Source organism: Streptomyces aquilus (genome assembly GCF_003955715.1).
Classification (GTDB): Bacteria; Actinomycetota; Actinomycetes; order Streptomycetales; family Streptomycetaceae; genus Streptomyces; species Streptomyces aquilus.
This window is the reverse complement of record NZ_CP034463.1, coordinates 5,516,136-5,539,276: the sequence shown is the minus strand read 5'-3', so window position 1 is coordinate 5,539,276 and position 23,141 is coordinate 5,516,136. Positions and strand designations below refer to the sequence as shown.

Below are 23,141 nucleotides of genomic sequence, written 5' to 3'. Positions count from 1 at the left end.
TTACGATGCGAGCTGGTTGAGGGCGGGCTCCGGCACGGCGCCGGTGTCGAGCGCCGGGAGCACCTCGCAGGTCGGTGCCACCACGCGGCTGTGCGGCGGGAGGTCGTCCAGGACGATGGCGTGGGCGCCGACCCGGGAGTCGGAGCCGACGGTGACCGGGCCGAGGACGCTGGCACCGGTGCCGATGATCACGCGGTCGCCGACGACGGGGTGGCGGCGGGAGCCGGCCGGGCGGCGCAGGTCCTTCCACCAGCCGACCGAGCCGAGCGTGACCTGGTGATAGAGCATCACGTCGTCGCCGATGCGGACGGTCTCGCCGATGACGACGGCGGTGCCGTGGTCGACGAAGAAGCGGCGGCCGATCCGCGCGCCCGGGTGGATCTCGATGCCGCTGACCGCGCGGGCCAGCAGTGACAGGGCGCGGGCGGTGAAGCGGTGCCCGCGCCGCCACAGGTGGTGCGCGACCCGGTACGTCCACAGGGCGTGGATGTGCGGGTAGAGCAGCACCTCGGCGCGGGAGGAGGCGGCGGGGTCCTTGGCGAGGACGGTGGCGATGTCCTCGGCGAGCAGCGCCCGCAGCCGCGGTCCCTTCTCACATGTGGTCATAGGGCGCCTCCGGTCTGACCGGCCGGCCCGCGAGGAACCGCTGCGGGCGGTAGGGCTCCAGGAGTTCCTGGACGGCCTTGCCGGGGACGGCACCGCCGTCGATGATCTCCCGTGCCGCGAGCTCCGCGACGGCGGGCGCCATCTTGAAGCCGCCGCCGCTGAAGCCGAGGGCGAGGTAGAGCCCGTCGGGTCCGGCGGCCCCGACGACGGGCCGCTTGTCCGGGGTGTAGCCGTCGAGGCCCGAGCGGGTGCCGGCCAGCGGAGCCGTGGCGGCCTGCGGGACGCGGACCGCGATCGCGGTGATCGCCGCCTCCAGCTCGGCCTGCGTGAGCGGCTCCACGTCCCGGCCCAGCTCGGTGTCCGGCTTGCTGGGCACACCGAAGTAGAAGCGGTCCAGGCCGTCGGGCCGGAAGTAGGAGCCGGTGGTGTCGTCGATGCAGGTGGGCACCGAGGCCCGGGAGCCGCGCCGCCCCGCGCCCGGCAGCTCGGCCTGCGCGAGGCCGATGCGGCGGGCGGTCACCGGGATGTGGACGCCGAGGTACTCGGCGGGGGCCGAGCCCCAGGCGCCGCCGGCGAGGACGACCAGCGGCGCGTCGATCCGCCCGATGGAGGTGAGGACCCCGGTGACGACACCGGCGTGCTCCAGGACCTTCATCGCCCGGATGCCCTCGGACGGGGACACCCCGAGCCGGTAGGCGGCGGCCAGCAGCGCCCCCGAGGCGGCCATCGGGTCGGCGTAGCCGCCCTCGGGCTCGTAGGCGGCCAGCGCGATGTTCTCGGTGCTGAGCCCGGGATAGATCTCCTTCAGCTCGTCCGGGTCGACGATCTCGACCCGCCGGTGCCCGGCCGCGTCGGTGGTGGCGGCGGCGTTCTGCCGCAGGTCCTCGGCGTGGTTGTCGCCGACGATCATCACGAACCCGGTGCGCCGGTAGCCGCAGTCGCCGCCGATGACGTCGGCCCACTGCTCGAACACCGGCAGGGAGCGCGCGGCGAGCCGCGTGTCGGCGACGGCGGTGTGGTGCAGCCGCAGCAGCCCGCCCGAACGGGACGTGGCGCCCTGGGCGTTGACGCGGCCCTGGTCGCACAGCACGATCCGGCCGAGCCCGGCCAGCGCGAGCTGGTGCGCGATGGCCGCGCCGATCACGCCGCCGCCGACGACCACCGCGTCGGCGTGCGCGTGCACGATGGGACTCATCAGACGGACACCCCAGACGCCAGGCGGGAGTTGAGCGGCCCGGACGGGTCGTCGATCTCGAACACCGAAGCCCACTTGGCGCGTTCGCGCGCCACGGCCTCCGCGCCGCCCCACCAGATGGTGACGAACCGCAGCCGGGTCTCGCCGTCGTTGGTGAGGTCGTGGTCCTGGTACGGCGTGATGAACACCGTCTCCCCGGCCCGCACCCGGCGCGTCTCGTCGCCGATGCGCATGACACCGCTGCCCTCGGTGATGAAGAACATCTCGTTCTCGTCGTGGTGGTGGGCGGTGGACGTCTCGCCGGGCGCCACGTCCACCCAGGCGCCGCCCCAGAAGGGCTCCTCGACCGCGCCGGGCCAGGGGAAGATGCGCCGGCCACTGACGTTGTACGGCTCCTCGAAGACCATGTCCTCCTCGTGCGCGGTGAACACGTGCATCAGGCTCTTCTTCTCGGGCTGTTGCTTGCTCATGGGGTCCCCCGTTTCACGCGGCGACGGGCTGCCGCAGTCGGCTGCGCAGGTCGCGGTGGATGGTGTCGGCCTTGGCGGCCATCTGGCTGAAGGAGGTGGCGGAGCCGATGCCGTGCCGCCACTCGGTGAGGCCGTCGAGGTAGAGGCCCACCTCGCAGTCGTCGGTGGTCTCGGCGCGGTAGGACCGGGTGACGTCGGGGCGGCCCTTGGCGTCGAAGGTCAAGTAGGGCTTGAACGCCTCCAGCTGGCGGGGGAAGGCGGCCTCGCGGTAGCCGGTGCAGACGATGACGGCGTCGGCCTCGATGACGCTACGCTCGCCGGTGAAGACCTCCTCGGTGTGCAGCCGGACGACGTCGCCGAGCTGCTGGACCTCGCGCACATCGGTGCGGCGGTGCATGTGCAGCCGCTGCCGTCCGGTGAGCCGGTCCTGGTAGACGGCCTGGTAGAGCCCGGTGGAGACGTCCGGGTCGACGGCGGCGTAGTTGGTGGCGCGGGCCTGGTCCAGGGCGCGCTCGCGCTCCTCGTCGCCGAGCGCGTAGAAGTAGTCGGTCTCGTCGGGGAAGTACACCTCGTTGCTGAAGTGGCCCAGCTCGTACATCCGGAAGCCGGCGTGCCGGACCAGGGAGTGGATGCGGGCGTCGGGGTGGAGCCCGGCGAGGTGCAGCACGATCTCACCGGCGGTCTGCCCGGCGCCGATGACGGCGACCCGGTCCAGGGAGCCGAGGGCGGCGAGCTTCGGCAGCAACTGCGAGGCGTGGAAGACGCGTTCGCCCATCGCGGGCCGGAACACCTCGGGGACGTAGGCCTCGTGACCGGTGGCGAGGGCGATGTTGCGGCCCTCGACGGTGTGCAGGGACCCGTCCCGGGGATCACGGGAGACGACCCGGGCACTGCGCACCCGCCCGCCGTCGCCGATCACCGGCTCCACCGACAGCACCTCGCGGTGGTAGTCGACCCGGCCGCGCACCTGCCCGGCCGCCCACTGCACGTAGTCCGACCACTCCAGGCGGCTCGGGTAGCCGCCCATCAGCGTGAACGGGTAGAAGCGGCCGGTCTGGTGCAGATAGCTCGGGAACCCGAACCGGGAGCGCGGGTCGCGGGGCGTCGCGAAGTCGCGCAGGAAGTGGTGCTGGATGTCGGTGCCGGGCAGGACGAGGTTGGGCTGCCAGGCGGAGTCGGCGGCCTTCTCCAGGTAGCGGGCGCTGAGCACCCCGCCGTGGGCGTCGTCGTGGTCCTCGACGGCGGCGGCGAGCGCGATCCCGGAGGGCCCGAACCCGGCGACGACGAGGTCGTGGACGTCGTGCGGGCTCATCGGAGGGCCTCCTCGGCGGCGGTGAGGGCCTCGCGCAGGATGCGTCCGGCGATGTCGATCTCCTGCTCGGAGCAGTTCAGGGGCGGCAGCATGCGCACGACGCAGTCGTCACGGCCGCCGAGTTCGAGGATCAGCCCGCGGCTGACGGCCTCCCACTGCACGCGCTTGGCCAGCTGGGTGGCGGGCCGCCCGGTGACGGGGTCGTTGAGCTCGACGCCGGTCATCAGCCCGAGTCCGCGCACGTCGGCGACGTACGGGCTGAGGCCCCGCAGCCCCTGGAGGTGCACCATCAGCTGCTCGGCCCGTGCCCGGACGTTCTCCAGCACCCGGTCCCGCTCGACGACCTTCATCGTGGCGACGGCGGCGGCGAAGGCGGGCTGGTTGCCGCGGAAGGTGCCGGTGTGGGCGCCCGGCGCCCAGGCGTCCAGCTTCTCGTCGTAGAGGATGACGGCGGCCGGCAGCCCCATGCCGCTCAGCGCCTTGGACGCGCACACCACGTCGGGCTCGATGCCGTACTGCTCGAAGGCGAACCAGGTGCCGGTGCGGCCGCAGCCGCTCTGCACCTCGTCGACGATCATCGGGATGCCGAGCCGCTTGGTGACCTCCCGCACCCGCCGCACGAACTCCACGTCGGCCGGGATGACACCGCCCTCGCCCTGGACCAGCTCCATGATCACGGCGGCGGGGAGCGTGATGCCGCCGTTGACGTCGGTGAGGGCGCGCTCCAGGAAGGTGGCGCAGTTGACCTCGCAGTTCTCGCGCTTGAGGCCGAGAGGGCAGCTGTGGCAGTTGGAGTACGGGAAGAAGTGCACGCCCGGCATCCGGCCCCGCACCGGCTCCTTCTGCTCGACGAGCCCGGTGACGCTCATCGCGGCCATCGTGGCGCCGTGGAAGCCGCCCTGGAAGGTGATGATCTCCTCGCGGCCGGTGGCGGTCTTGCACAGCTTCAGCGCGGCGTCGACGGCGTTGGCCCCGGTCGGCCCGCAGAAGTGGATGCGGGTCCGCTCCCGCATCGGCGCCGGCAGCATCCCGATGGTCAGCTCGGTGAACTCGTCCTTGATGGGGGTCGGGAAGTCCAGCCCGTGCACGAACTCGTCGAGCTGCCGGTGCGCGGCGGCGAGCGGCTCGGGGTGGTTGTGCCCGAGGGAGAGCACCCCGGCCCCGGAGAGGAAGTCGAGGAAGACGTTCCCGTCGAGGTCCTCCACATAGCTGCCCTTGCCGCGTCGTATGGCTATGGGAAGTTTCCGTGGATAGGAGCGCGAGTTGGACTCACGGGCGGCCTGCCGGTCGAGCAGCTCGGCGCTGCGGGGGCCGGGGAGGGTGCCGGAGACGTAGGGCCCGGGGTACCCGGACGAAGTAGGGGCAGCGTGATCGATGGTTGCAGTCATCTCGGTTCCGTTGGTCAGGCGGCAGCCAGGACGGCGCTGCGGTCGGTGGTGGCGCGGGTGGACAGGCGCTCGGTGAGGGCGTCGGTGAGGGTGGAGGCGCGCAGGGACAGGAGGCTGAACGACCCGGCGTCACCGATGCCGTGGCTGGACTCGCACAGGCCGTTGAGGAACAGCGGCGGCGTCCCGTCGACGACCGGCTTGAGCGCGTAGTCGCCGGAGACCTCCAGCCGCCCGTCGCTCTCCTTCGCGAACCGGTCCGCCAGCCCGGCCATCAAGGGCGGGCACAGCTCCTCGTGCGCGCCCGGCCCCATGTTGCGGAAGCCGGTCGCGAGGACCGCGAAGTCCACGGAGTCGGTCACCGTCTCCCCGGTGTGCCGCTCGCGGAAGTCGATGTCCACCCGCCCGCCGGCCTCGGCCACCGACACGGCCTCCAGGTTGCCGCGGACGAACAGCCGCTGGTCGCCGTCGAGTTCCTGCTCGTAGATCTCCAGGTACAGCTCGCGCAGCACGTCGATGTCGGCGGACGAGTAGTTCGTCGGGTGCATGTACGCGTCGAGCGCCTTCTTGCCGTCCCGGGAGGCCCTGAAGTAGTAGTCGGTGAACTCGGGGAAGTACCCCTCCTCGCTGAACGGGCTGGTGTCCTTCTGCCGCAGCGAGTGGGAGCGGGTGTACGTCGTCACCCGCGTCCGCGGGAAGCGCCGGCCCAGGTCGAGGGCGAGCTCCACCGCGCTCTGGCTGCCGCCGATGACCGCGACCGAGGCCGGCTCACCGGACGCGGTGAGCGAGGCCAGCTTCGGCAGGTACTGGGTGAGGTGGAACACCCGGTCACCGCGCAGGGTGTCGTACGGCGCCGGGATGTACGGCGTCCGCCCGGGGCCCATGACCAGCGTGCGGCCGAGGTAGCGGTTGCCCGCCATGGTCGTCACCTCGTACAGCCGCTCCCCGTTCTCCTCCACGACCTGAAGGCCCTCGGCCCGCTGGTTGCAGTCGACGAGGTGGGAGAAGAAGCCGGCGGCCCAGCGGATGTACCCGGCGTACTCCTTGCGCAGCGGGAACTCCGCGGGCAGGTTCAGGTGGCGCAGCAGCCGCCCCTGCTCGTGCAGGTAGTTGAGGAAGCTGTAGCGCGAGCGCGGGTTGCGCAGGGTCACCAGGTCGCGGCTGGGGTGGTTCTGGATGTCGGAGCCGTCGAGCAGCATCCCGGGCTGCCACTCCGGACTCGGCCGGGCCTCCAGGAAGCGTGCCGTCAGCGGTGAGTTCCGCTCCTCCAGGGCGATGGCGAGGGCGAGGTTGGCGGGCCCGAAGCCGATGCCGAGGATGTCGTAGACAGGAGTGGACGTGCGGCTGGTCATCGCTGAGTGCTCCTTGAAGTGACAGTCGTGAAGGTCGGGTTACCGTCGAAGTCGATGCGCAGACCGCCGAGCCGGTCGGCCGCGTACACGCGTTGGTCGGTGCGGTACCAGAGGGGGATCAGGGCGAGGTCGCGGATCGCGATCCGGTCGGCGCGCCGCCAGGCGTCGACGCGTTCGGCGGGGTCGCCGGCGGCGCGGGCGCGGGCCACCAGGGCGTCGAACTCGGCGTCGACGTACCGCCCTTCGTTGTCGCCGTGGGCGGTGCCCTCGGCGTCGGGGGCGGTGCAGGAGGAGTGCAGCAGCGGGAAGAGCATGTTGTCGGGGGTGGGGTAGTCGCAGGCCCACCCGGCCCGGCACAGACCTGCCGCCGCGATCGAGGTGCGGTGGTCGACGAGACCGCGTGCGTCGGTGCGCAGCAACTCGACCCGCCAGCCGTGGACTTCCTCAAGCCCCTTGGCGAGGGCGATGACCCAGTCGTCGTGCCCGGCACCGGTGTTGTAGGCGAGGTCGACGCGGGTACCGGGCCCGAGCCCGGCCCGCCGGGCCGCCTCCCTGGCCCTTGAGGGGTCGTACGCCGTCCAGTCGTCGTCGATCTCGGCGCGCGGGGTGTGCGCCTTGCCGAACCACGGCGACAGCAGCGAGTGCGCGGCCGTACGGCTGCCGTGGAAGTGGGTGTCGATGAGCCCCTGCCGGTCGATGGCGGCGGAGACCGCCCGGCGGGCGTCCACCGAGTCCATGGGAGCCTGGTGGCAGAAGGGGATGAGGTAGAAGAGCCCGGCGCCCTCCTGCTCCAGGTAACCGCCCTGCCGAGTCGCCTCCTTGGTCCGGGCGGGCGGGATGCGGGCGTAGTCGTAGGTGCCGTCGACGAACCGGGCGTACTCGTCGTCGAGGGCGGTGACCGGGTCGAGGATGTCGAGGTGGATCTCCTCGATCTCGGGCCGCGGCCCGAACCACCGCTCGTTGCGCCGCAGCCGGATCGCCTCGCCGTGCCGCCAGGGCCCGTCCATCACGAACGGGCCGTTGCCGACCGGGAGATCGTTGTACGACGCCTCCAGCGCGGGCGGCGTCCAGGACGGCACCGGGAAGAAGATCGGCTGGAGCGTCTTGAGGTCGAACTGGACGTCCGGCTCGGCGAGTTCGACGACCAGCGTGGCCTCGTCCACGGCCGTGAAGTCCCGTACGCCCGCCAGGTGGTAGGCGGTCTCGGTGTTGGCCTCGGGGTCCAGCGCCCGCCGCCAGCCCCGTACGAAGCTGTGCGCGGTGACCGGTTCGCCGTCGCTGAACACGGTGTCGGTGCGCAGCCGGAACGTCCAGGTCGTCGCGGTCGGGTCGGACGCCCATTCCCGGGCCGTCGCCGGGATCAGCTCGCCGTCCTCGTCGAGCGCGAGCAGCCCGGTGAACAGTGCCTTGCAGACGAGGATGCCCTCGCCCTCCTGGGCCTTGTACGGGTCGATGGCGGTGGGCTCGGTGATGCCCATGCGGAAGATCACGCGGCGCCCCTGACCGCCGGCGGCACGGCCACGGGCGGGACCATGACGACGTCGAGCCGCTCGTCCAGTTCGGCGGCGATCCGCTCCACCCGGTCGACGTCCTCGACGCCCCGGTAGGGCGCGGCGACGGCGAGCGAGCCGGCGATCTCGTACCAGCCCTCGGGGGCGCGGCGCAGCCGGTCGCCGGGCTTGGAGGCGGGGATGTAGGAGCGGAAGTAGGGGGAGTGGTAGGCGTCTCCGGGGTTGTTGCGGACCAGCGTGCCGGTCCGGTAGGCGAACTTGATGCAGGTCGCCGCGCGCGGGGTGGCGGCCCGGCGGACCTCGCCGTCGAGGACGGCGGCCCGCCGGCCGGCGTCGTCCCCGGCGAGCACGGCCTTGGCGTACAGCCGTACCGCGTCGATGCCGTGCACCTCGCGCAGGTTGCGGTAGTTCTGGCCGCCGCTCATCCGGGTGGCGAACTCCACGACCCGGTACCGGCCTTGGGCGTCCTGCCGGAACTCGGCGTTGAACAGGCAGTGCTCGACCCCGAGTCCGGCGACGATGCCCTCGGCGACCGCGACCAGCTCCGGCTCCTCCTCCGGGGTGCGGAAGGGCAGGGTGTAGAAGTCCTCCTCGAAGTAGGGGCCCGGCATCTGCATCTTGTTGGTGACGCCGACGAGGTGGAACTCGCCGCTCACGACGACCCCGTCGAGGGTGACCTCCTTGCCCGGCAGGAACTCCTCGATCAGCGCGATCTCGGGGCCGTCGCTCGGGAAGTAGCCGCCCCACTCCTCGGCGAGCCGCGCCACGTCGGTCAGCGCCCGCTCCAGCTCGTCCCGGTCGCGGACCAGGCTCACCCCGATGCTCGCGGCGAGCGCGCTGGGCTTGACGATGAAGGGGTACGAGAAGTCCTCGGCCGCCTTCAGACCCGCCTCGACGCCGGTCACCCCGGCGAACCGCGGTGCGGGCAGGGCGTGTTCGGTGAGGAAGGTGCGCTGGAGCTTCTTGTCCCGGGAGATCGCGTCGGCCTGCGGGCGCGGCCAGGTGTGGCCGAGCAGCTGGTTGGCGCGGGAGGTGACGGCGATGTCGCTGTCGTAGAAGGTGATCGCGGTGGTGATGCCCAGCCTGCGGGCCTCGTCGGCGCAGAAGGCGGCCATCGACTCGCCCTCCAGCTCCTCCGGGACCGGGATCACGGAGGCGAAGCGGCCGTCCGCGGCGGCCTGCTTCACGCCGGTCGCCAGGTGGATCTCCAGGCCCATCCGCTCCAGCGTCTCGATGTGCTCGCGGTGCCAGGCGTAGGTGTTCCGCATGATCAGCAGGATCTTGTTGCTCAGAGGCTTGTTGCTCAGAGGCTTGTTGCTCAGAGGCTTGTTGCTCAGAGGCTTGTTGCTCAGAGGCTTGTTGCTCATGCCGCGACCTTCTGCTCCAGCTCGACGGTGACCACCGTGATCTGCTCGGTGAGTGCCTCGGCGGTCTCGATCGCCGCCGTGGTGTCCGGACCGGTGGTCAGCACCTGGCCCGCGCGGTCCCAGTTGCCGCGCAGTTCGCCCAGGACGTCGCCCGGCTTGACGGTGGTCTCGACGTCGATGACATCGGCCAGCTGCTTGGCCTCCTCGACGCCCTGCACCTCGACGACCGTGCCGGGGCGGGCGGACAGGAAGCGGGTGGCGGCGGAGCGCTCCGGCACCGGGCGGGCGTCCAGGGCCGGGATCAGCCCGAACTGCCAGGCCACGATCCACTCCTCGACGTCGATGCCGTAGGCGGCGTTCAGCAGGTCGAAGATGCGGTCGCCGCCCATGCGGTTGTGGCTCTCGATGATCTTCGGGCCGGTCGGGGTGAGCCGCAGCTCGGTGTGGGCGGCGCCGTCCGTGAGTCCGAGGGCGTCCAGGAAGCGGGCCACCGTGTCCTCGACGCTCCGCTCCTGCTCGGCGGTGAGCCGGGCCGGCAGCGCGTGCCCGAACTCGATGAACCCGTTGTCGCCGCCGGTCAGCTTCTCCGTGATCGCGAGGACCACGTGCCGGCCCGCGAAGGAGAACGACTCCACGCTGAACTCCGGGCCGGCGATGTACTGCTCGACGAGGAAGCGCTCGATGTGGAAGAAGTTGCCCCATTGCAGGTCGGTGCGCGCCCGCAGCGCCTCCACGCCGGCCCACGCGGCCGCCGCCTGCTCGGGCCCGTCGATGCGCTCGACACCGAGGCTCGCGGTGGCGTCGGCGGGCTTGAGCACGAACGGGTAGCCGTGCGCGGCGCCGAAGGCCACCAGGTCCTGCGCGTTCGTCACCTCGGCGGCGGCGACCGACAGGTCCCGGGTCTCCTCCGCGGCGGCCAGCAGATCACGCATCGCCCGCTTGTCCCGCAGGAGTTCGGCCGTACGCTCGGTGGTCCCGCCGAGTCCCAGGTGGTCGCTGATCCGCGCGGCCGGCACCAGCCCGGGCTCGGTGATCGACACCACCCGGGTGAAGCCGTACGCGGTGTGCGCGGCCTCGATCAGCGGGCGGGTGGTCTCCCAGTCGGTGTAGTCCGCGATGATCACGGCCTCGGCGAGCTTCGCCGCCTCCGGCACGAAGTGGTCCTGGTGCTGGATCAGCACGAAACGGATCCCGAGGGCGGCCGCCTTGCGCAGGGTCTGGATCCGGCCGCCCACGACGAGCAGCGTGTGGTCACCGGTTGATCGCGAGGTCGCTGATTGCTGGGTCATGGCGAAAACTCTGGGCCATGAATTCCGGCGGGAAAATACTTTCCGGCTGGCACAAGAATGCCCGGCACAAAAGACGCAGCGGGCCTTCGAAAAAACGCCCTGGCACGTTTGTGCCACGCACTTTGGTGCCCGCTCGTTCCTCTTCCCGGGCGGCTCGCGCACCAGGAACATCGAGGTCATGCCAAGGATCGCCATGACTACGTTCGCCGTGCTCAAGCAGCCGTATCCACACCTGTCGAACGACGACTTCAACGCACTCGAACCACTGGTTTTCGGCGCCTCGGAAACCAGCCCCGGCTTCATCGCCCGCGCCACCGCGATCGACGTCGTCGACACCAAGTGGACGAATTTCGGCCGGGACTACGGCGCCTGGGGGTTCTTCGACGCGCCCGCCTTCTACACCGGCGGCCGCACCGACGACACCGACACCCGCGCCTCCACCCTCTCGCTGTGGACCGACCTCGCCTCCGTGAAGGCGTACGCGTACGGCGGTCTGCACCGGCAGGCGCTGCGCGACCGCCGCCGCTGGTTCGCCCAGATCCCCCACAAGCTGTACGCGGCCTGGTGGGTGGGCGACACCGAGATCCCCACCTGGACCGAGGCCTGCCGGCGCCTTGAGCACCTGGACACGCACGGTCCCAGCGCGCACGCCTTCGACTTCAGGCAGCCCTTCGACCCCGAGGGCCGCCCCGTGTCCCCCTCCTCCGCCCCCGAGGTGACCCATGTCTAAGCCCAACGTCCGGGCTCTGCTGCTGGTGCTGAGCGCCGCGGCCTTCCTGCTGACCCTCGCCGGTTCGGCGCTGAAGAACACCGTCCAGGTCTACTTCGTGCCGATGGCCGACACCTTCGGCGGCTCGCGCGGCGCCCTCGCCTGGGCGACCACGCTCTTCGCCGTCACCGTCGCCGTGGCCTCGCCGCTGGTCGGCGCGATCGCCGACCGCATCGGCGGCGCCGCCACCCTCGCCGTCGGCACCGCCCTGTCGGGCGCGGCCCTGGTCGGCTGCGCGCTCGCCGGCCGGCTGTGGCTGTTCGTCGCGGTGTACGCCGTCGTCGCCGCGCTCGCCTCCACGATGCTGTCGTACGTCCCCCTCGGCGTCCTCGTCGACGAGCTCTTCCGCGACGGCCGCAAGGGCCTGATGTACGCGCTGCTCACCAACGGCGCGGCCGTCGGCTTCGTCGTCCTGGTCCCGCTGTGGTCCTGGCTCGGCACCTGGGCGAGCTGGGAGAACGTGCTGCTCGTGGTCGGCCTGCTCTTCCTGTTCGTGCTGGCGCCGGTCGCGCTGCTGGTGGCACGGGCGTCGGGCAAGGTGACGTCGGCGACGTCCTCGGCCGAGGAGGCCGCCTCCGAGGAGCCCGCCGTCCGGCTCTCGTTCGCCGAGCGGTTCCGGCTCACCACCCGCAACGCCGACCTGCGCCGGCTCGCGCTCGCCATGTTCGCCTGCGGCGCCACGATGGCCTTCATCGACGTGCACTTCATCCCGCTGATGCACGACCACGGCCTGGGCCACACCGTCTCCTCCACCGCCGTCGCCCTGCTCGGCGTCTTCGAGATCGCCGGCGGACTGCTCGCGGGCTGGCTGTGCGACCGGGGCCGCATCAAGGCCGTACTGCTGAGCGCGTACGCGGTACGCGGCGTGGCGATGCTGCTGGTCGCCCTCACGCCGACCGGCACGGTCGCGATCGCCTTCGGCATCGTCTTCGGCATCAGCTACCTGGCCACGGTCATCGCCACCACCATGTGGGCGGCCCGGGTCCTGCCCGTCGAGGTGCGCGGCTTCGGCATGGGCCTGGTGTGGACGGTCCACGCCCTCGGCACCGCCCTCACCAGCGAGGTCGGCGCCCTGATGGCCGACTCGACGCACAGCTACACCCCGGTGACCCTCGGCTGCGCGGCCCTCGCCGCGGCGGCCTGCGTCCTGGTCCTGGCCAGCCGGGTGCCTCCGGCGGACACCCCTGCGGTGCCCGAAGCCCCCGTGGAGGAGAAGGAGCTGGCCCCGGCAGCGGGCTGACCCACCGCACTCCTCCCGTCCCCACCTCTTCCGTCCCCACCTCTTCCGTCCCCTCGTCTCCCGTCCCCTCACCTCCCGTCCCCGAAAAGAACCGGCGCCCCCGCCCCGCCCAAGGAACGCCCCTGTCATGTATGAGCCCCGCACTCGTCAGTTCCTCCTGGTGATGACCACCGCCGCCTTCCTGCTCACCTTCGTCGGAGCGGGGCTGAAGATCACCCTGGAGGCCTATTTCGTGCCCATGGGCGAGACCACCGAAGGCACCGGTGCCTTCCTCGACGGCGCGGCCACGTTCCTCGCCGTCACCACCGCCGCCGCCTACGCCCTGGTGGTCTGCGTGCTGGTGGCGGCGCGGCGGGTACCGGCGGCCGACGCCCCTTCCGACCTCCCCTCCTGAAGGAGCCCCACCCATGGCGGACACCGCCCCCCTGCACCAGCGCCTGCGCCAACTGCCGCGCAGCGCCTGGGTGATCTTCGCGGGGATGTTCCTGATCAAGTTCGGGAACTTCCTCAACGTCTTCCTCGTGCTCTTCCTCGTCTCCCGCGGCTACTCCACCGCCCAGGCGGGCCTCGCGGTCGCCGCGGTCGGCCTCGGCACCTTCGTCGGCAACATGATCGGCGGCACGGTCGCCGACAAGTTCGGCCGCCGCAGCGCCATCGCGGTGTCGATGTTCGGGTCGGCGGCGGCCACCGCCGCGGTCCCCTTCACCGACGGCCTGGTCACCACGACCGCCCTGGTCTGCCTGGTCGGCGTCTTCGCCCAGCTGTACCGCCCGGCGGCGGGCGCGCTGCTCGTCGACGTCGTCGACGGGGAGCAGCGGGTCATGGCGTTCGCCGTGCTCCGCCTCGCCGTCAACGTCGGCATGGCGGTCGGCCCGCTGGTCGGCGGTCTGCTCAGCGGCCACTCCTACACGTACGTCTTCGCGGGCGACGCCCTGTTCTCCCTCGCCTTCGGCACCCTGGCCCTGCTGCTCCTGCCGGCCGGCCGCCCGGTCCAGGCCCCGGTCACCGCCTCCGAGGCGGCGGGCAAGGGCGGCTACCGCGAGGTCTTCACCGACCGCCCGTACGTGCTCTTCCTGCTGTCGATGGTCGCGGCGACCTTCGTCTACGGCCAGACCACCGCGACCCTCCCGCTGCACGTCACCGACGCCGGCTTCTCCAACACCGTCTACGGCCTGCTCCTCGGGCTCAACGCCCTGCTGTGCGTGGTCATCGAGCTGCCCCTGACCCGGCACACCGAGCGCCGCGACCCGCGCCGCGTCATCGCCCTGGGCCTGCTGCTGCTCGGCGCCGGCATGGGTCTGACGGGCGCGATGAACGCGGTGTGGCTGCTGGCCCTGACGGTCGTCCTGTGGACGGTCGCCGAGACCATCTACACCCCGATCGCCAACGCCTACCCGGCCGAGTTCTCCCCGGCCCACCTCCGCGGCCGCTACCAGGGCGCCGAGGGCCTCGCCCACACCCTCGGCGGCACCCTCGGCCCGGCCGTCGGCGGCCTCCTCTACGGCATCAACGCCCCGCTGCACTGGACCGTCTGCGCCGCCGTCGCCGCCCTCGGCGCGGTCCTGGTGCTGGGCGCGAAGCCCGGCGTACGGCAGACCGAGACCCCGGCGGCGGAGACGCCGGAGCCCGTGTCCGCCGCCTCCAACTGACCCTCGTCACCCGTCACTTCACACCTGAGAGATCCCGATGACCCTCGCCTCCACCGAAGTCCCCCGCATCGACATCCCGTCGGCCACCGAGGACCCCGCCGCCTACGTCACCGCGCTCCTCGAAGTCGCCGCCGAGCGCGACCCGTTCGACGTCCTCGCCAAGACGCCGGTGTGGGCCGCGCGGCTCTTCGCGGACCTGCCGACCGAGCTCGCCGAGACGGTCCCGGAGGAGGGGGAGTGGCCGGCCGCGTTCACCGTCGGGCACCTCTTCGACGTCGACATCGTCTACGGCTTCCGCTGGCGCCTGGTCGCCACCGAGGACGCCCCGGTCTACCCCGGGTACGACGAGGAGAAGTGGGCCCCGCTGCCGCGCCTCCCGTTCCGCCAGATGCTCGACGCCTGGACCGGCCTGCGCGCCTCCAACGTGGCCCTGCTGGCGGCCCTGCCGCCCGAGGACTGGCAGCGCACCGGCCACCACGGCGAACAGGGCGGCGAGACCATGGAGGTCATGATCAAGAAGGTCGTCGGCCACGACATCGCCCACATCAACCAGATCTACCGGGCGATCCGCCTGGTCCGTCAGGCGGCGGGCCTGGACGTGGCGGAGCTGGACGCGACGTACCTGTCGCTGGGGCTGTAACACCCTTGAAGCGCCCGGGACTTGACCGTCCCGGGCGCCTTTGCGCGGATTCGTGACTACAGAGAGGTGCCGTCGTTCGTGGAGTCCGGTTCGACGCCCATGGTGATCGAACCGACGACCCCCTTGGCGATGTTCTTCTTGTCGTACTTCAGCTTGAGGAGACCGCCCGTGGTGCCGCTCTGGTCGTAGATGGTGTCCTCGGTGAGCGTGGTGCGCTCGGTGGTGCTGGTGGAGTACGGCTCGACCTCGGCGGAGGCGAGCACGGCCTCCTCGGAGAAGAAGAACTGGCCGGTGTGGCAGGTGTGCCCGCCCTCGTAGCCGGTGTCGGTCCACTTGCCGTCCACATGCACCTTGGTGTGGATGTGGACGGTACGGCCCCGGTACCAGCCCGGGAAGATCGTCTTGAAGGCGACCCGGCCCTGTTTGTCCGTCTTCCACGTGCCGCGCAGATAGCGCTCGTCGTCGGTGGGCTCCTCGTGGCCGCCGCCACCGGTGCCGCCGGAGGGCGCTCCGGACGGCGGTTCACCGGTGGGCGTGCCGCTCGGCGTGCCCGAGGGGGCGTCGGTCGGAGCCGTGCCACCACCACCGGTCGACAGACTTTCGTACCCCGAGTAGACGCCCAGCGCGTCGCAGTGCCAGATGTCCACGGCCGCGTTCGCGATCGGCTTGCACGTCTCGGCGTCGATCACCTTGAGGTTCAGGACGAGCGGGATGCCCTCCTTGTCCTCGGTGATGTCCCGGCGGATCTTGTCGGCGTCGATGTAGTACGGCCCCTCGGTGGTCTCCGAGGTCAGCTTGTAGCAGGTCTCGGCGGAGGAGCTGGTGCTGCTCGCGGACGCCGAGGCGCTGTCCGTGGTCTCGTCGGCGAACGCCCCCGAGGCGAGAGCCGCGCCCGCCCCCACCGCGACGGCGGCACCCGCGCCCGCCACGACGACCTTGCGCCGCGTCAGATCCCGCTTGTGCTTCGGCCCGTTGTTCTGCTGGTTTCCCGTCATGGACACGGAAGGTAGGGAAGAAGCCTGAGAAGGCCACCGGTAGGAGCTGTGGCCCTCCCACAGGAACATCCCGCCCGAAAAGAGGAAGGGCTCGAAACCGACGCCGGTTCCGAGCCCTTCCTGTCCGCTTGCTACTTCGGCTGCGGCTTGCGCACCGTCAGGTGCAGCTCCTTCAGCCGCGCCTCCTCCAGCTCCGTCGGCGCGCCCATCATCAGGTCCTGGGCGTTGCCGTTGAGCGGGAAGGCGATGGTCTCGCGGATGTTCGGCTCGTCCGCGAGGAGCATCACGATGCGGTCGACGCCGGGGGCGATGCCGCCGTGCGGCGGGGCGCCGAAGCGGAACGCGCGGAGCATGCCGGCGAACTTCTCCTCGACGGTCTCGCGGTCGTAGCCCGCGATCTCGAAGGCCTTCAGCATGATCTCGGGCTCGTGGTTCCGGATCGCGCCGGAGGACAGCTCGACACCGTTGCAGACGATGTCGTACTGCCAGCCCAGGATGTCCAGCGGGTCCTGGGTCTCCAGGGCCTCAAGACCGCCCTGCGGCATCGAGAACGGGTTGTGCGAGAAGTCGATCGCGCCGGTGTCCTCGTCCTTCTCGTACATCGGGAAGTCGACGATCCAGCAGAACCGGAAGACGTTCTCCTCGAAGTGCCCGGCACGCTTGGCGGCCTCGACCCGCACCGCGCCCATGATCTTCGAGACCTCGTCGAACTCGCCCGCGCCGAAGAACACCGCGTGCCCGGCGGCCAGCGACAGCCGCTTGGTCAGCTCGGCGACGTTCTCCTCGGTGAGGAACTTGGCGATCGGGCCGGACAGCGAACCGTCCTCGGCCACCCGCACCCAGGCCAGGCCCTTGGCGCCCAGCGTGACGGCGAAGTCGCCGAGCTGGTCGAAGAACTTCCGCGGCTGGGCGGAGACGTCCGGCACCGGCAGCGCGCGCACGTGCTTGCCGGCGAACGCCTTGAACTCCGAGCCCTCGAAGATGTCGGTGATGTCGACGAGCTCCAGCTGGGCGCGCAGGTCCGGCTTGTCGGAGCCGTACTTCAGCATCGCCTCACGGAACGGGATCCGCGGGAACGGCGAGGTCACATGACGCCCGTTGCCGAACTCCTCGAACAGCTCGGTCATGAGCTTCTCGATCGGCTGGAAGACGTCCTCCTGCTCGACGAAGCTCATCTCGACGTCGAGCTGGTAGAACTCGCCCGGCGAGCGGTCCGCGCGGGCGTCCTCGTCACGGAAGCAGGGCGCGATCTGGAAGTAGCGGTCGAAGCCGGAGATCATCAGCAGCTGCTTGAACTGCTGCGGCGCCTGGGGGAGGGCGTAGAACTTGCCCGGGTTCAGGCGCGACGGCACCACGAAGTCACGCGCGCCCTCGGGAGAGGTGGCCGACAGGATCGGCGTCGCCATCTCGTTGAACCCGAGCGCCACCATCTTGGAGCGGATCGAGGCGATGACCGACGACCGCAGCATGATGTTCTTGTGCATGCGCTCGCGGCGCAGGTCGAGGAAGCGGTACTCCAGACGCCGCTCCTCGTTGACCCCGTCCTCGGCGTTGATCGTGAACGGCAGCGGGGCGGCGGCGCCGAGCAGCTCGACCTCGCTCACCTCGACCTCGATCTCACCGGTCGGCAGGTCCGGGTTCACGTTCTCGGTTCCACGTGAAACAACGCGGCCGTCGATGCGGACCGTGGACTCCTTGGAGACCTTGTCCAGCGCCTCGTAGGCCTCGGTGCCCGGCCGGGCGACGAGCTGCGTGATGCCGTAGTGATCGCGCAGATCGATGAAGAGGATGCCGCCCAGGTCGCGCCGATTGTGCAGCCAGCCACTCAGCCGGACGTCGGTGCCGACGTCAGAGGAGCGGAGCTCGCCGCAGGTGTGGGACCTGTACCGATGCATCGTCGTTCATCGTCCTTACAGTGTGGGCGTGTGCCGAGGGTCACTCCCCGACAGGAACGGGCCATGGTGCCCGGACCTCCCAAGGGTACCGGCCACCCCAAGATCGCCTCTCCACCATTTCCGACGCATGCATGCATGGGCCATCAGTGGCACGGTGCGATCACCTCTTCTTACAGTGGGGCAATGCGCACTGGTGAGCCCTTGCCCGCCGTGGGGGAGGTACTCTCCGCCCTCGCTACCGGCCTGTGGCACTGGGACACCGCGACAGGCCTGGTCACCGTGGATGCCGAGGCCGCCCGACTGCTCGGGCTGCGGGCCGAGGCCACCACCCTCACCGAGGTCCAGGCACGCGCGCGCATGCACCCCGTGGACTGGAACGAGATCACGGGCGTGGTCCAGCTCGCCGTCGCCGAGGGCACCCTCGCAGAAGTCCGCATCCGGATCATGGACGAGCAGAACCGGGTGATCCGCGTCGTCCGCAGCCGCTCCAAGCCGTCCTACGACCCCGAGCGCCGCGCCTTCGTCCTGATCGGCGCGATGCAGGAGGTCACCGAGCCCTCGCCGACCACCGCCGCGGCCCGCAGCAGCACCGCCGTCACCGGCGACTGGCGCCGCTCCCGCGAGGCGTTCCTGCTGGACGCCGGGCGCGCCCTGGCCGAAGCCCGCTCCACGGAGGAGGTCCTGCGCGTCGCGGCGGGCCTCTCCATGCCCGGCTTCTCCCCCGACGGCCTCGCCGTGTTCGGCGTCGAGGGCGACCGCCTGAAGATCATCGGCCACCACGGCCAGCAGCCCGGCGACGAGGGCCCCTTCTCCCACATGTCCCTGGAGACGGACTACCCGGCGGCGGAGGTCGTCCGCACCGGCCGCGCGGTGTACCTGTCGAGCCCCGAGCACTACCGCGACCGCTACCCGGTCACCTGGCCGCTGGCCGCCCACTTCGGCCGCCAGTCCTGGGCGTTCCTGCCGCTGACGGTCGCCGGCCGCACCATGGGCGCCTGGATGGCGGCCTTCACCTACCCGGTGGCCTTCACCCCCGACGAGCGCTCGGTCCTCACCACCGTCGCCCGCATGCTCGCCCAGGCCCTCTCCCGCGCCGAGGCCGCGGAATCCGCCCGCGAGCTGACCGACGGCCTCCAGCGCTCCATGCTCCCCAAGCTCGGCCCCGAGATACCCGGCATGAGCGTCGCCGCCCGCTACGTCCCCACCGGCGGCGGCCTCCAGGTCGGCGGCGACTGGTACGACATGATCCCGCTGCCCAACGGCCGCCTCGCCCTCGTCATCGGCGACGTCCAGGGCCACGACGTCCGGGCCGCCGGCCTCATGGGACAGCTCCGCATCGCCCTGCGCGCCTACGCCTCCGAGGGCCACCGCCCCGACGCCGTCCTCTCCCGCGCCTCCCGCTTCCTGCACGGCATGACGTACGACGACGACCAGGACCCCGGCGACCTGCGCTTCGCGACCTGCCTCTACGCCGAGGTCGACCCCAGGACCGGCGCCCTCGACATCGCCCGCGCCGGCCACCCCGACCCGGCGATCCGCATGGCCGACGGCACGGTCCTGGCCCGCCGCACCGACGGCGGCCTCCCCCTCGGCATCGACCCGGACGCCGACTACCCCACCACCCGGCTCACCCTCGAACCCGGCGAGACCATGATGGTCTGCACGGACGGCCTCCTGGAGACCGGCGGCCACGACCTCGACACCGGCTGGCAGCGGGTCCGCACCATCCTGGAGGAACACAAGGGCGACGACCTGGAGGAACTCGCCGACGCCCTGGTCCAGGCGGTCCACGGCCCCTCCTCCCACCACACCCCCGGCCCCCTGACCGACCGCCGCGAGGACGACATAGCGGTCCTGCTCCTGCACCGCGAGGGAGACGGCTGCGGCTGCGGTGACACCGTCACCCCGCCCCAGGTCCGCCGCACGATGCTCACGGTGGCCCAGGCGGAACCGGAACGCGTCGGAGTGGCCCGCGCCCAGCTCAGGGAACTCCTCCACGACTGGCCCTCCCAGGACCAGATCGACTCCGCCGTCCTGCTCCTGTCGGAGACGCTGACGAACGTCCTCGTCCACACGGACGCCGACGCGCTGCTCCTCGCCGAGATCCACGGCGACGGCCCCGGCACCCGCCGGATGCGCATCGAGGTCACCGACACCAGCGACGACCTCCCCCACAAACGCCGCCCCGGCGAACTCGCCTCCTCCGGCCGCGGCCTGATGCTCATCGAACTCCTCGCCGACGCCTGGGGAGTCGACCCGCGCGGCGAGGGCAAGAGCATCTGGTTCGAGCTCTACGAGTCGACGACCGACGAGTCCTCGGCGCCCGCGTAACGCTCCCTCAGCTCGTGCGCGATCCCGAACGCGGCGGCGGTCAGCGGCACGGCGAGCAGCATCCCGAGAATCCCGGAGACGGACGCCCCCGCCGTGATGGCGAGCATCACCACCGCCGGATGCATCTGCACGGTGCGGCTCTGGATGACGGGCTGGAGCACGTGCCCCTCCAGCACCTGCACGGCGAGCACGACGCCCAACGCCCACAAGGCGATGACGAACCCCCGGTCGGCCAGCGCGACGAGCACCGCGACGGCCCCCGAGATGAACGCCCCGAGATAGGGAATGTAGGCCCCGACGAACACGAGCGCCCCCAGCCCCACGGCCCCCGGGACGTCGAGGATCAGCAGCCCCACGCCGATACAGGTGGCGTCGATGAGGGCGATGAGAGTGGTCCCCCGCATGAACCCCTCCATCGCCTCGAAGGCCCGCCGCGCCACGGCCTCCGCGAGATCACCCGACGAGGAGGGGACCACCGACCGCAGCGCGTCGACGGCCCGGTGGGAGTCCCGTAGAAAAAAGAAGACGAGAAAAAGCGCCAGCACGGCCATGGCAATGGTCTCCCCGACCACACTGACCCCACTGATGACTCCGGACGCCGCCGTACCCCCGAACTTGGTGAGCAACTCCCTGGCATTGGAGGCGAGATCATCGAGCGAGGTCCCGGCGGCCCCGAAGTGATCGGCGATCCCCTGAGCCGCGTCCTTGAGCGAGGCGACGATCTCGTCCCCGGTGTCGATGAGCGCGGCGACGACGATGTAGACGGCCCCACCCACCACGGCGACCACGGCCACACAGGTCAGCCCGGCAGCGAGCGACCGCCCGACCCCGGCCTTGATGAGCCACCGGTGCAACGGCCCCAGCAGCGCGGTCCCGAGCAGGGCCAGCAGCACAGGAACAACAGCGGTCCTGAACTCCGCACACAGCCGAATCCCGACGTAGACGACCCCGGCGACGAGAAGCGCGACGACACACCAGGCGGCGATGCGGCGGATGGGCGCGGGAAGGAGGAGCTGCATCCCGCCAGCGGACTACAGGCCGACCTCGGCGAGAGCCCGACACCAGCAGTATCGATGCTTCTCTCAGCCTTTCGGATGAACATCTTTGCTATATACGCATGTTGCCGTTTTGCCTCCCTAGCTTCCGAGGCGGAGGTGATGCTCGATGAACGAGCAGAACGACACGCACAAGGATGCGATCGACATCAACGACTTCGTGTTCGCGGCCACGGGGGCGCGGATGCGGAGGCTGACGACACCGGAGGGGGAGCACTGGTTCGTGGCGGCGGACGTAGCCACGGATCTCGGGTACGCAAACACGCGGCAAGCACTCATCTGGCACGTAGCGCCAGATTGCACCAAGTCCCTCAACGAGCTTGCACAAGGCGTCTATACAGTAGACACCTCGCGCAAACTTGCAGGTCACAGGTTGCAAAAGTCAATGAAGATGGTGAACCTCCGGGGGCTCGTCGCGCTCGTGCAAGGATCCACCAAGCCCGAATGCCAGCCGTTCAAGGCCTGGGTCTCGGAGGTCATCGAGACGATCCAGCAGAACGGCTCCTACTCCCTGGAGCCGTCGCCCGCCCAGACCCCCGCCGTCGGTCCGCCCGCTTACGTCATGCCCCAGCAGGTCGCCGACGCGATCGTCCGGCTCGAAATGAGGAACATCCGGGCCGACGAAATGCTGGCGGCCGCCCAGCGGGAACAAACCGAGCTCCTCCGGGAGATGTCCCGCAGCCAGAACACGATCGCCGAGGCACTCCAAGACATCGCCGAGACCCTCAGGTTCCGCCACCCGCAGCCGAAGCTGACACCCCGGCAACTCCTCGCCACCTGGAGGACGAAGAACCTCGTGTTCACCGAGGACATCCATGCGGTGGCCGCCTACCTGGCACCCGCGCTCGTTCGCGGCGAGGCCAGTTACCGCATCGAGGAGATCGCCACCCGCACGGGCCTCTCCCTCGCCCGCGTCCACGACTGCATCCGCACCCTGCTCAAGCGCGGCTGCATGCGGCAGACGGGATGCGCCGCCGACGGAGCGCCGATCTACGTACTGCCGTAGCCCAGTTGCAAGACAGGCCCGAAGCCGCAAAACCAAGTTGCGGCTTCGGGCCTGCTCGTACCGTACCCGTCTGCTCGGCCTTTTACAGGCCGCCCTCCGACATTCCATGCACGGCGGGGATCGTCCCCAGCCGGCCCTTCTGGAAGTCGTCGAACGCCTGCTGGAGTTCCTCGCGGGTGTTCATGACGAACGGGCCGTAGTGGGCCATGGGCTCACGGATCGGCTGGCCGCCGAGGAGGACGACCTCGAGGTCCGGGGTGTGGGAGTCCTGCTTCTCGTCCGCGCGGACCGTCAGGGAACCGCCGGCACCGAAGACGGCCGTCTGCCCCATCTGGACCGGGCGCCGCTCGGCACCCACGGAACCACGCCCCGCCAGCACGTACGCGAGGCCGTTGAAGTCCTCACGCCACGGCAGCGTGATCTCCGCGCCCGGCGCCAGCGTCGCGTGGATCATCGTGATCGGGGTGTGGGTGATACCGGGGCCCTGGTGGCCGTCCAGTTCACCGGCGATGACCCGGAGCAGCGCACCGCCGTCGGGCGTCGTCAGCAGCTGGACGTTGCCGCCGCGGATGTCCTGGTACCGAGGCGCCATCATCTTGTCCTTGGCCGGGAGGTTGACCCACAGCTGGAGGCCGTGGAAGAGCCCTCCGGACATGACCAGCGACTCCGGCGGCGCCTCGATGTGGAGGAGGCCCGAGCCGGCGGTCATCCACTGGGTGTCGCCGTTGGTGATCGTGCCGCCACCGCCCTGGCTGTCCTGGTGGTCGAAGATCCCGTCGATGATGTAGGTGACGGTCTCGAAGCCGCGGTGCGGGTGCCAGGGGGTCCCCTTCGGCTCGCCCGGCGCGTACTCCACCTCCCCCATCTGATCCATCATGATGAACGGATCCAGATGGCGGTAGTTGATCCCGGCGAACGCGCGGCGCACCGGGAAGCCCTCGCCCTCGAAACCGCTCGGCGCGGTCGTGACGGCGAGTACGGGACGGGCCACGGCGTCCGCGGGGGCGGCGACGCGGGGAAGCGTCAGTGGGTTCTCGACGGTCACTGCAGGCATGTCGGTACCTCCTTGGTGCG

General features: G+C 70.9%; 20 protein-coding genes. 7 read left to right on the top strand and 13 right to left on the bottom strand.

Translation table 11 applies throughout. From position 1 onward, the window contains the following. The 9 genes from epsC to EJC51_RS25335 are packed head-to-tail and all read right to left on the bottom strand — an operon-like array spanning nucleotide 1 to nucleotide 10,487. Complete coding sequence (epsC, locus tag EJC51_RS25375) at nucleotides 1-606, bottom strand: serine O-acetyltransferase EpsC (protein WP_126273187.1); 606 nt, start codon at nucleotides 604-606, stop codon at nucleotides 1-3. Next, entirely contained in the window at nucleotides 593-1,801 is a 1,209-nt protein-coding gene (locus EJC51_RS25370; protein ID WP_126273186.1) for an NAD(P)/FAD-dependent oxidoreductase, read from the bottom strand. The genes epsC and EJC51_RS25370 overlap by 14 nt, the downstream gene beginning before the upstream one ends. Further along, nucleotides 1,801-2,271 carry a cupin domain-containing protein gene (locus tag EJC51_RS25365; protein ID WP_126273185.1) on the bottom strand — a complete coding sequence of 157 codons (471 nt, stop codon included), beginning with the start codon at nucleotides 2,269-2,271 and terminating at the stop codon, nucleotides 1,801-1,803. Before EJC51_RS25365 ends, EJC51_RS25370 begins: the two co-directional genes overlap by 1 nt. A 13-nt stretch (nucleotides 2,272-2,284) precedes the next feature. Next, entirely contained in the window at nucleotides 2,285-3,583 is a 1,299-nt protein-coding gene (locus tag EJC51_RS25360; RefSeq protein WP_126273184.1) for a SidA/IucD/PvdA family monooxygenase, read from the bottom strand. Continuing rightward, nucleotides 3,580-4,971: a diaminobutyrate--2-oxoglutarate transaminase family protein gene (locus EJC51_RS25355; RefSeq protein ID WP_126273183.1), complete on the bottom strand. Its 1,392-nt coding sequence runs from the start codon at nucleotides 4,969-4,971 to the stop codon at nucleotides 3,580-3,582. Before EJC51_RS25355 ends, EJC51_RS25360 begins: the two co-directional genes overlap by 4 nt. A 14-nt stretch (nucleotides 4,972-4,985) precedes the next feature. Then, nucleotides 4,986-6,320: a lysine N(6)-hydroxylase/L-ornithine N(5)-oxygenase family protein gene (locus tag EJC51_RS25350; protein ID WP_126273182.1), complete on the bottom strand. Its 1,335-nt coding sequence runs from the start codon at nucleotides 6,318-6,320 to the stop codon at nucleotides 4,986-4,988. Beyond that, nucleotides 6,317-7,810, bottom strand: coding sequence for an ABC transporter substrate-binding protein (locus EJC51_RS25345; RefSeq protein ID WP_126273181.1), 1,494 nt, complete (start codon nucleotides 7,808-7,810; stop codon nucleotides 6,317-6,319). Before EJC51_RS25345 ends, EJC51_RS25350 begins: the two co-directional genes overlap by 4 nt. Further along, nucleotides 7,807-9,198, bottom strand: coding sequence for an ATP-grasp domain-containing protein (locus tag EJC51_RS25340; protein WP_126273180.1), 1,392 nt, complete (start codon nucleotides 9,196-9,198; stop codon nucleotides 7,807-7,809). Before EJC51_RS25340 ends, EJC51_RS25345 begins: the two co-directional genes overlap by 4 nt. Further along, nucleotides 9,195-10,487: an ATP-grasp domain-containing protein gene (locus EJC51_RS25335; protein ID WP_165951234.1), complete on the bottom strand. Its 1,293-nt coding sequence runs from the start codon at nucleotides 10,485-10,487 to the stop codon at nucleotides 9,195-9,197. The genes EJC51_RS25340 and EJC51_RS25335 overlap by 4 nt, the downstream gene beginning before the upstream one ends. Nucleotides 10,488-10,680: 193 nt before the next feature. On the opposite strand from EJC51_RS25335, the gene EJC51_RS25330 reads away from it, so the two are divergent. From EJC51_RS25330 to EJC51_RS25310, 5 genes are all read left to right on the top strand, one after another. Next, complete coding sequence (locus EJC51_RS25330) at nucleotides 10,681-11,217, top strand: DUF3291 domain-containing protein (protein ID WP_244362831.1); 537 nt, start codon at nucleotides 10,681-10,683, stop codon at nucleotides 11,215-11,217. Further along, nucleotides 11,210-12,496, top strand: a complete 1,287-nt coding sequence (locus EJC51_RS25325; protein ID WP_126273177.1) for an MFS transporter — start codon at nucleotides 11,210-11,212, stop codon at nucleotides 12,494-12,496. The genes EJC51_RS25330 and EJC51_RS25325 overlap by 8 nt, the downstream gene beginning before the upstream one ends. Before the next feature lie 127 nt (nucleotides 12,497-12,623). Further along, nucleotides 12,624-12,890 (top strand): hypothetical protein, encoded by a 267-nt coding sequence (locus EJC51_RS25320; protein ID WP_126273176.1) that lies wholly within the window; start codon nucleotides 12,624-12,626, stop codon nucleotides 12,888-12,890. A 13-nt stretch (nucleotides 12,891-12,903) separates the two neighbouring features. Further along, nucleotides 12,904-14,145: an MDR family MFS transporter gene (locus EJC51_RS25315; protein WP_126273175.1), complete on the top strand. Its 1,242-nt coding sequence runs from the start codon at nucleotides 12,904-12,906 to the stop codon at nucleotides 14,143-14,145. A 37-nt stretch (nucleotides 14,146-14,182) separates the two neighbouring features. Further along, on the top strand, nucleotides 14,183-14,785 hold the full coding sequence (locus EJC51_RS25310) for a DinB family protein (protein WP_126273174.1): 603 nt from the start codon (nucleotides 14,183-14,185) through the stop codon (nucleotides 14,783-14,785). A 56-nt stretch (nucleotides 14,786-14,841) separates the two neighbouring features. Here EJC51_RS25310 and EJC51_RS25305 read toward each other — a convergent pair whose 3' ends face one another. Next, nucleotides 14,842-15,780 (bottom strand): intradiol ring-cleavage dioxygenase, encoded by a 939-nt coding sequence (locus EJC51_RS25305; RefSeq protein WP_126273173.1) that lies wholly within the window; start codon nucleotides 15,778-15,780, stop codon nucleotides 14,842-14,844. Between the two features lie 131 nt (nucleotides 15,781-15,911). Continuing rightward, the gene (gene aspS / locus EJC51_RS25300; protein ID WP_126273172.1) at nucleotides 15,912-17,675 is read right to left on the bottom strand and encodes an aspartate--tRNA ligase; all 1,764 of its coding nucleotides are present in this window, start codon (nucleotides 17,673-17,675) and stop codon (nucleotides 15,912-15,914) included. A 183-nt stretch (nucleotides 17,676-17,858) separates the two neighbouring features. Here aspS and EJC51_RS25295 point away from each other — a divergent pair, with 183 nt between their 5' ends. Continuing rightward, complete coding sequence (locus tag EJC51_RS25295) at nucleotides 17,859-20,006, top strand: SpoIIE family protein phosphatase (RefSeq protein WP_126273171.1); 2,148 nt, start codon at nucleotides 17,859-17,861, stop codon at nucleotides 20,004-20,006. On the opposite strand, the gene EJC51_RS25290 is transcribed toward EJC51_RS25295, so the two are convergent. Then, nucleotides 19,967-21,025, bottom strand: coding sequence for an AI-2E family transporter (locus EJC51_RS25290; protein ID WP_126273170.1), 1,059 nt, complete (start codon nucleotides 21,023-21,025; stop codon nucleotides 19,967-19,969). The genes EJC51_RS25295 and EJC51_RS25290 overlap by 40 nt on opposite strands. A gap of 145 nt (nucleotides 21,026-21,170) precedes the next feature. Here EJC51_RS25290 and EJC51_RS25285 point away from each other — a divergent pair, with 145 nt between their 5' ends. After that, complete coding sequence (locus EJC51_RS25285; protein WP_126273169.1) at nucleotides 21,171-22,067, top strand: BRO-N domain-containing protein; 897 nt, start codon at nucleotides 21,171-21,173, stop codon at nucleotides 22,065-22,067. Nucleotides 22,068-22,149: 82 nt separating this feature from the next. Here EJC51_RS25285 and EJC51_RS25280 read toward each other — a convergent pair whose 3' ends face one another. Next, nucleotides 22,150-23,121, bottom strand: a complete 972-nt coding sequence (locus EJC51_RS25280) for a pirin family protein (protein ID WP_126273168.1) — start codon at nucleotides 23,119-23,121, stop codon at nucleotides 22,150-22,152. Between the last annotated feature and the right edge of the window lie 20 nt (nucleotides 23,122-23,141).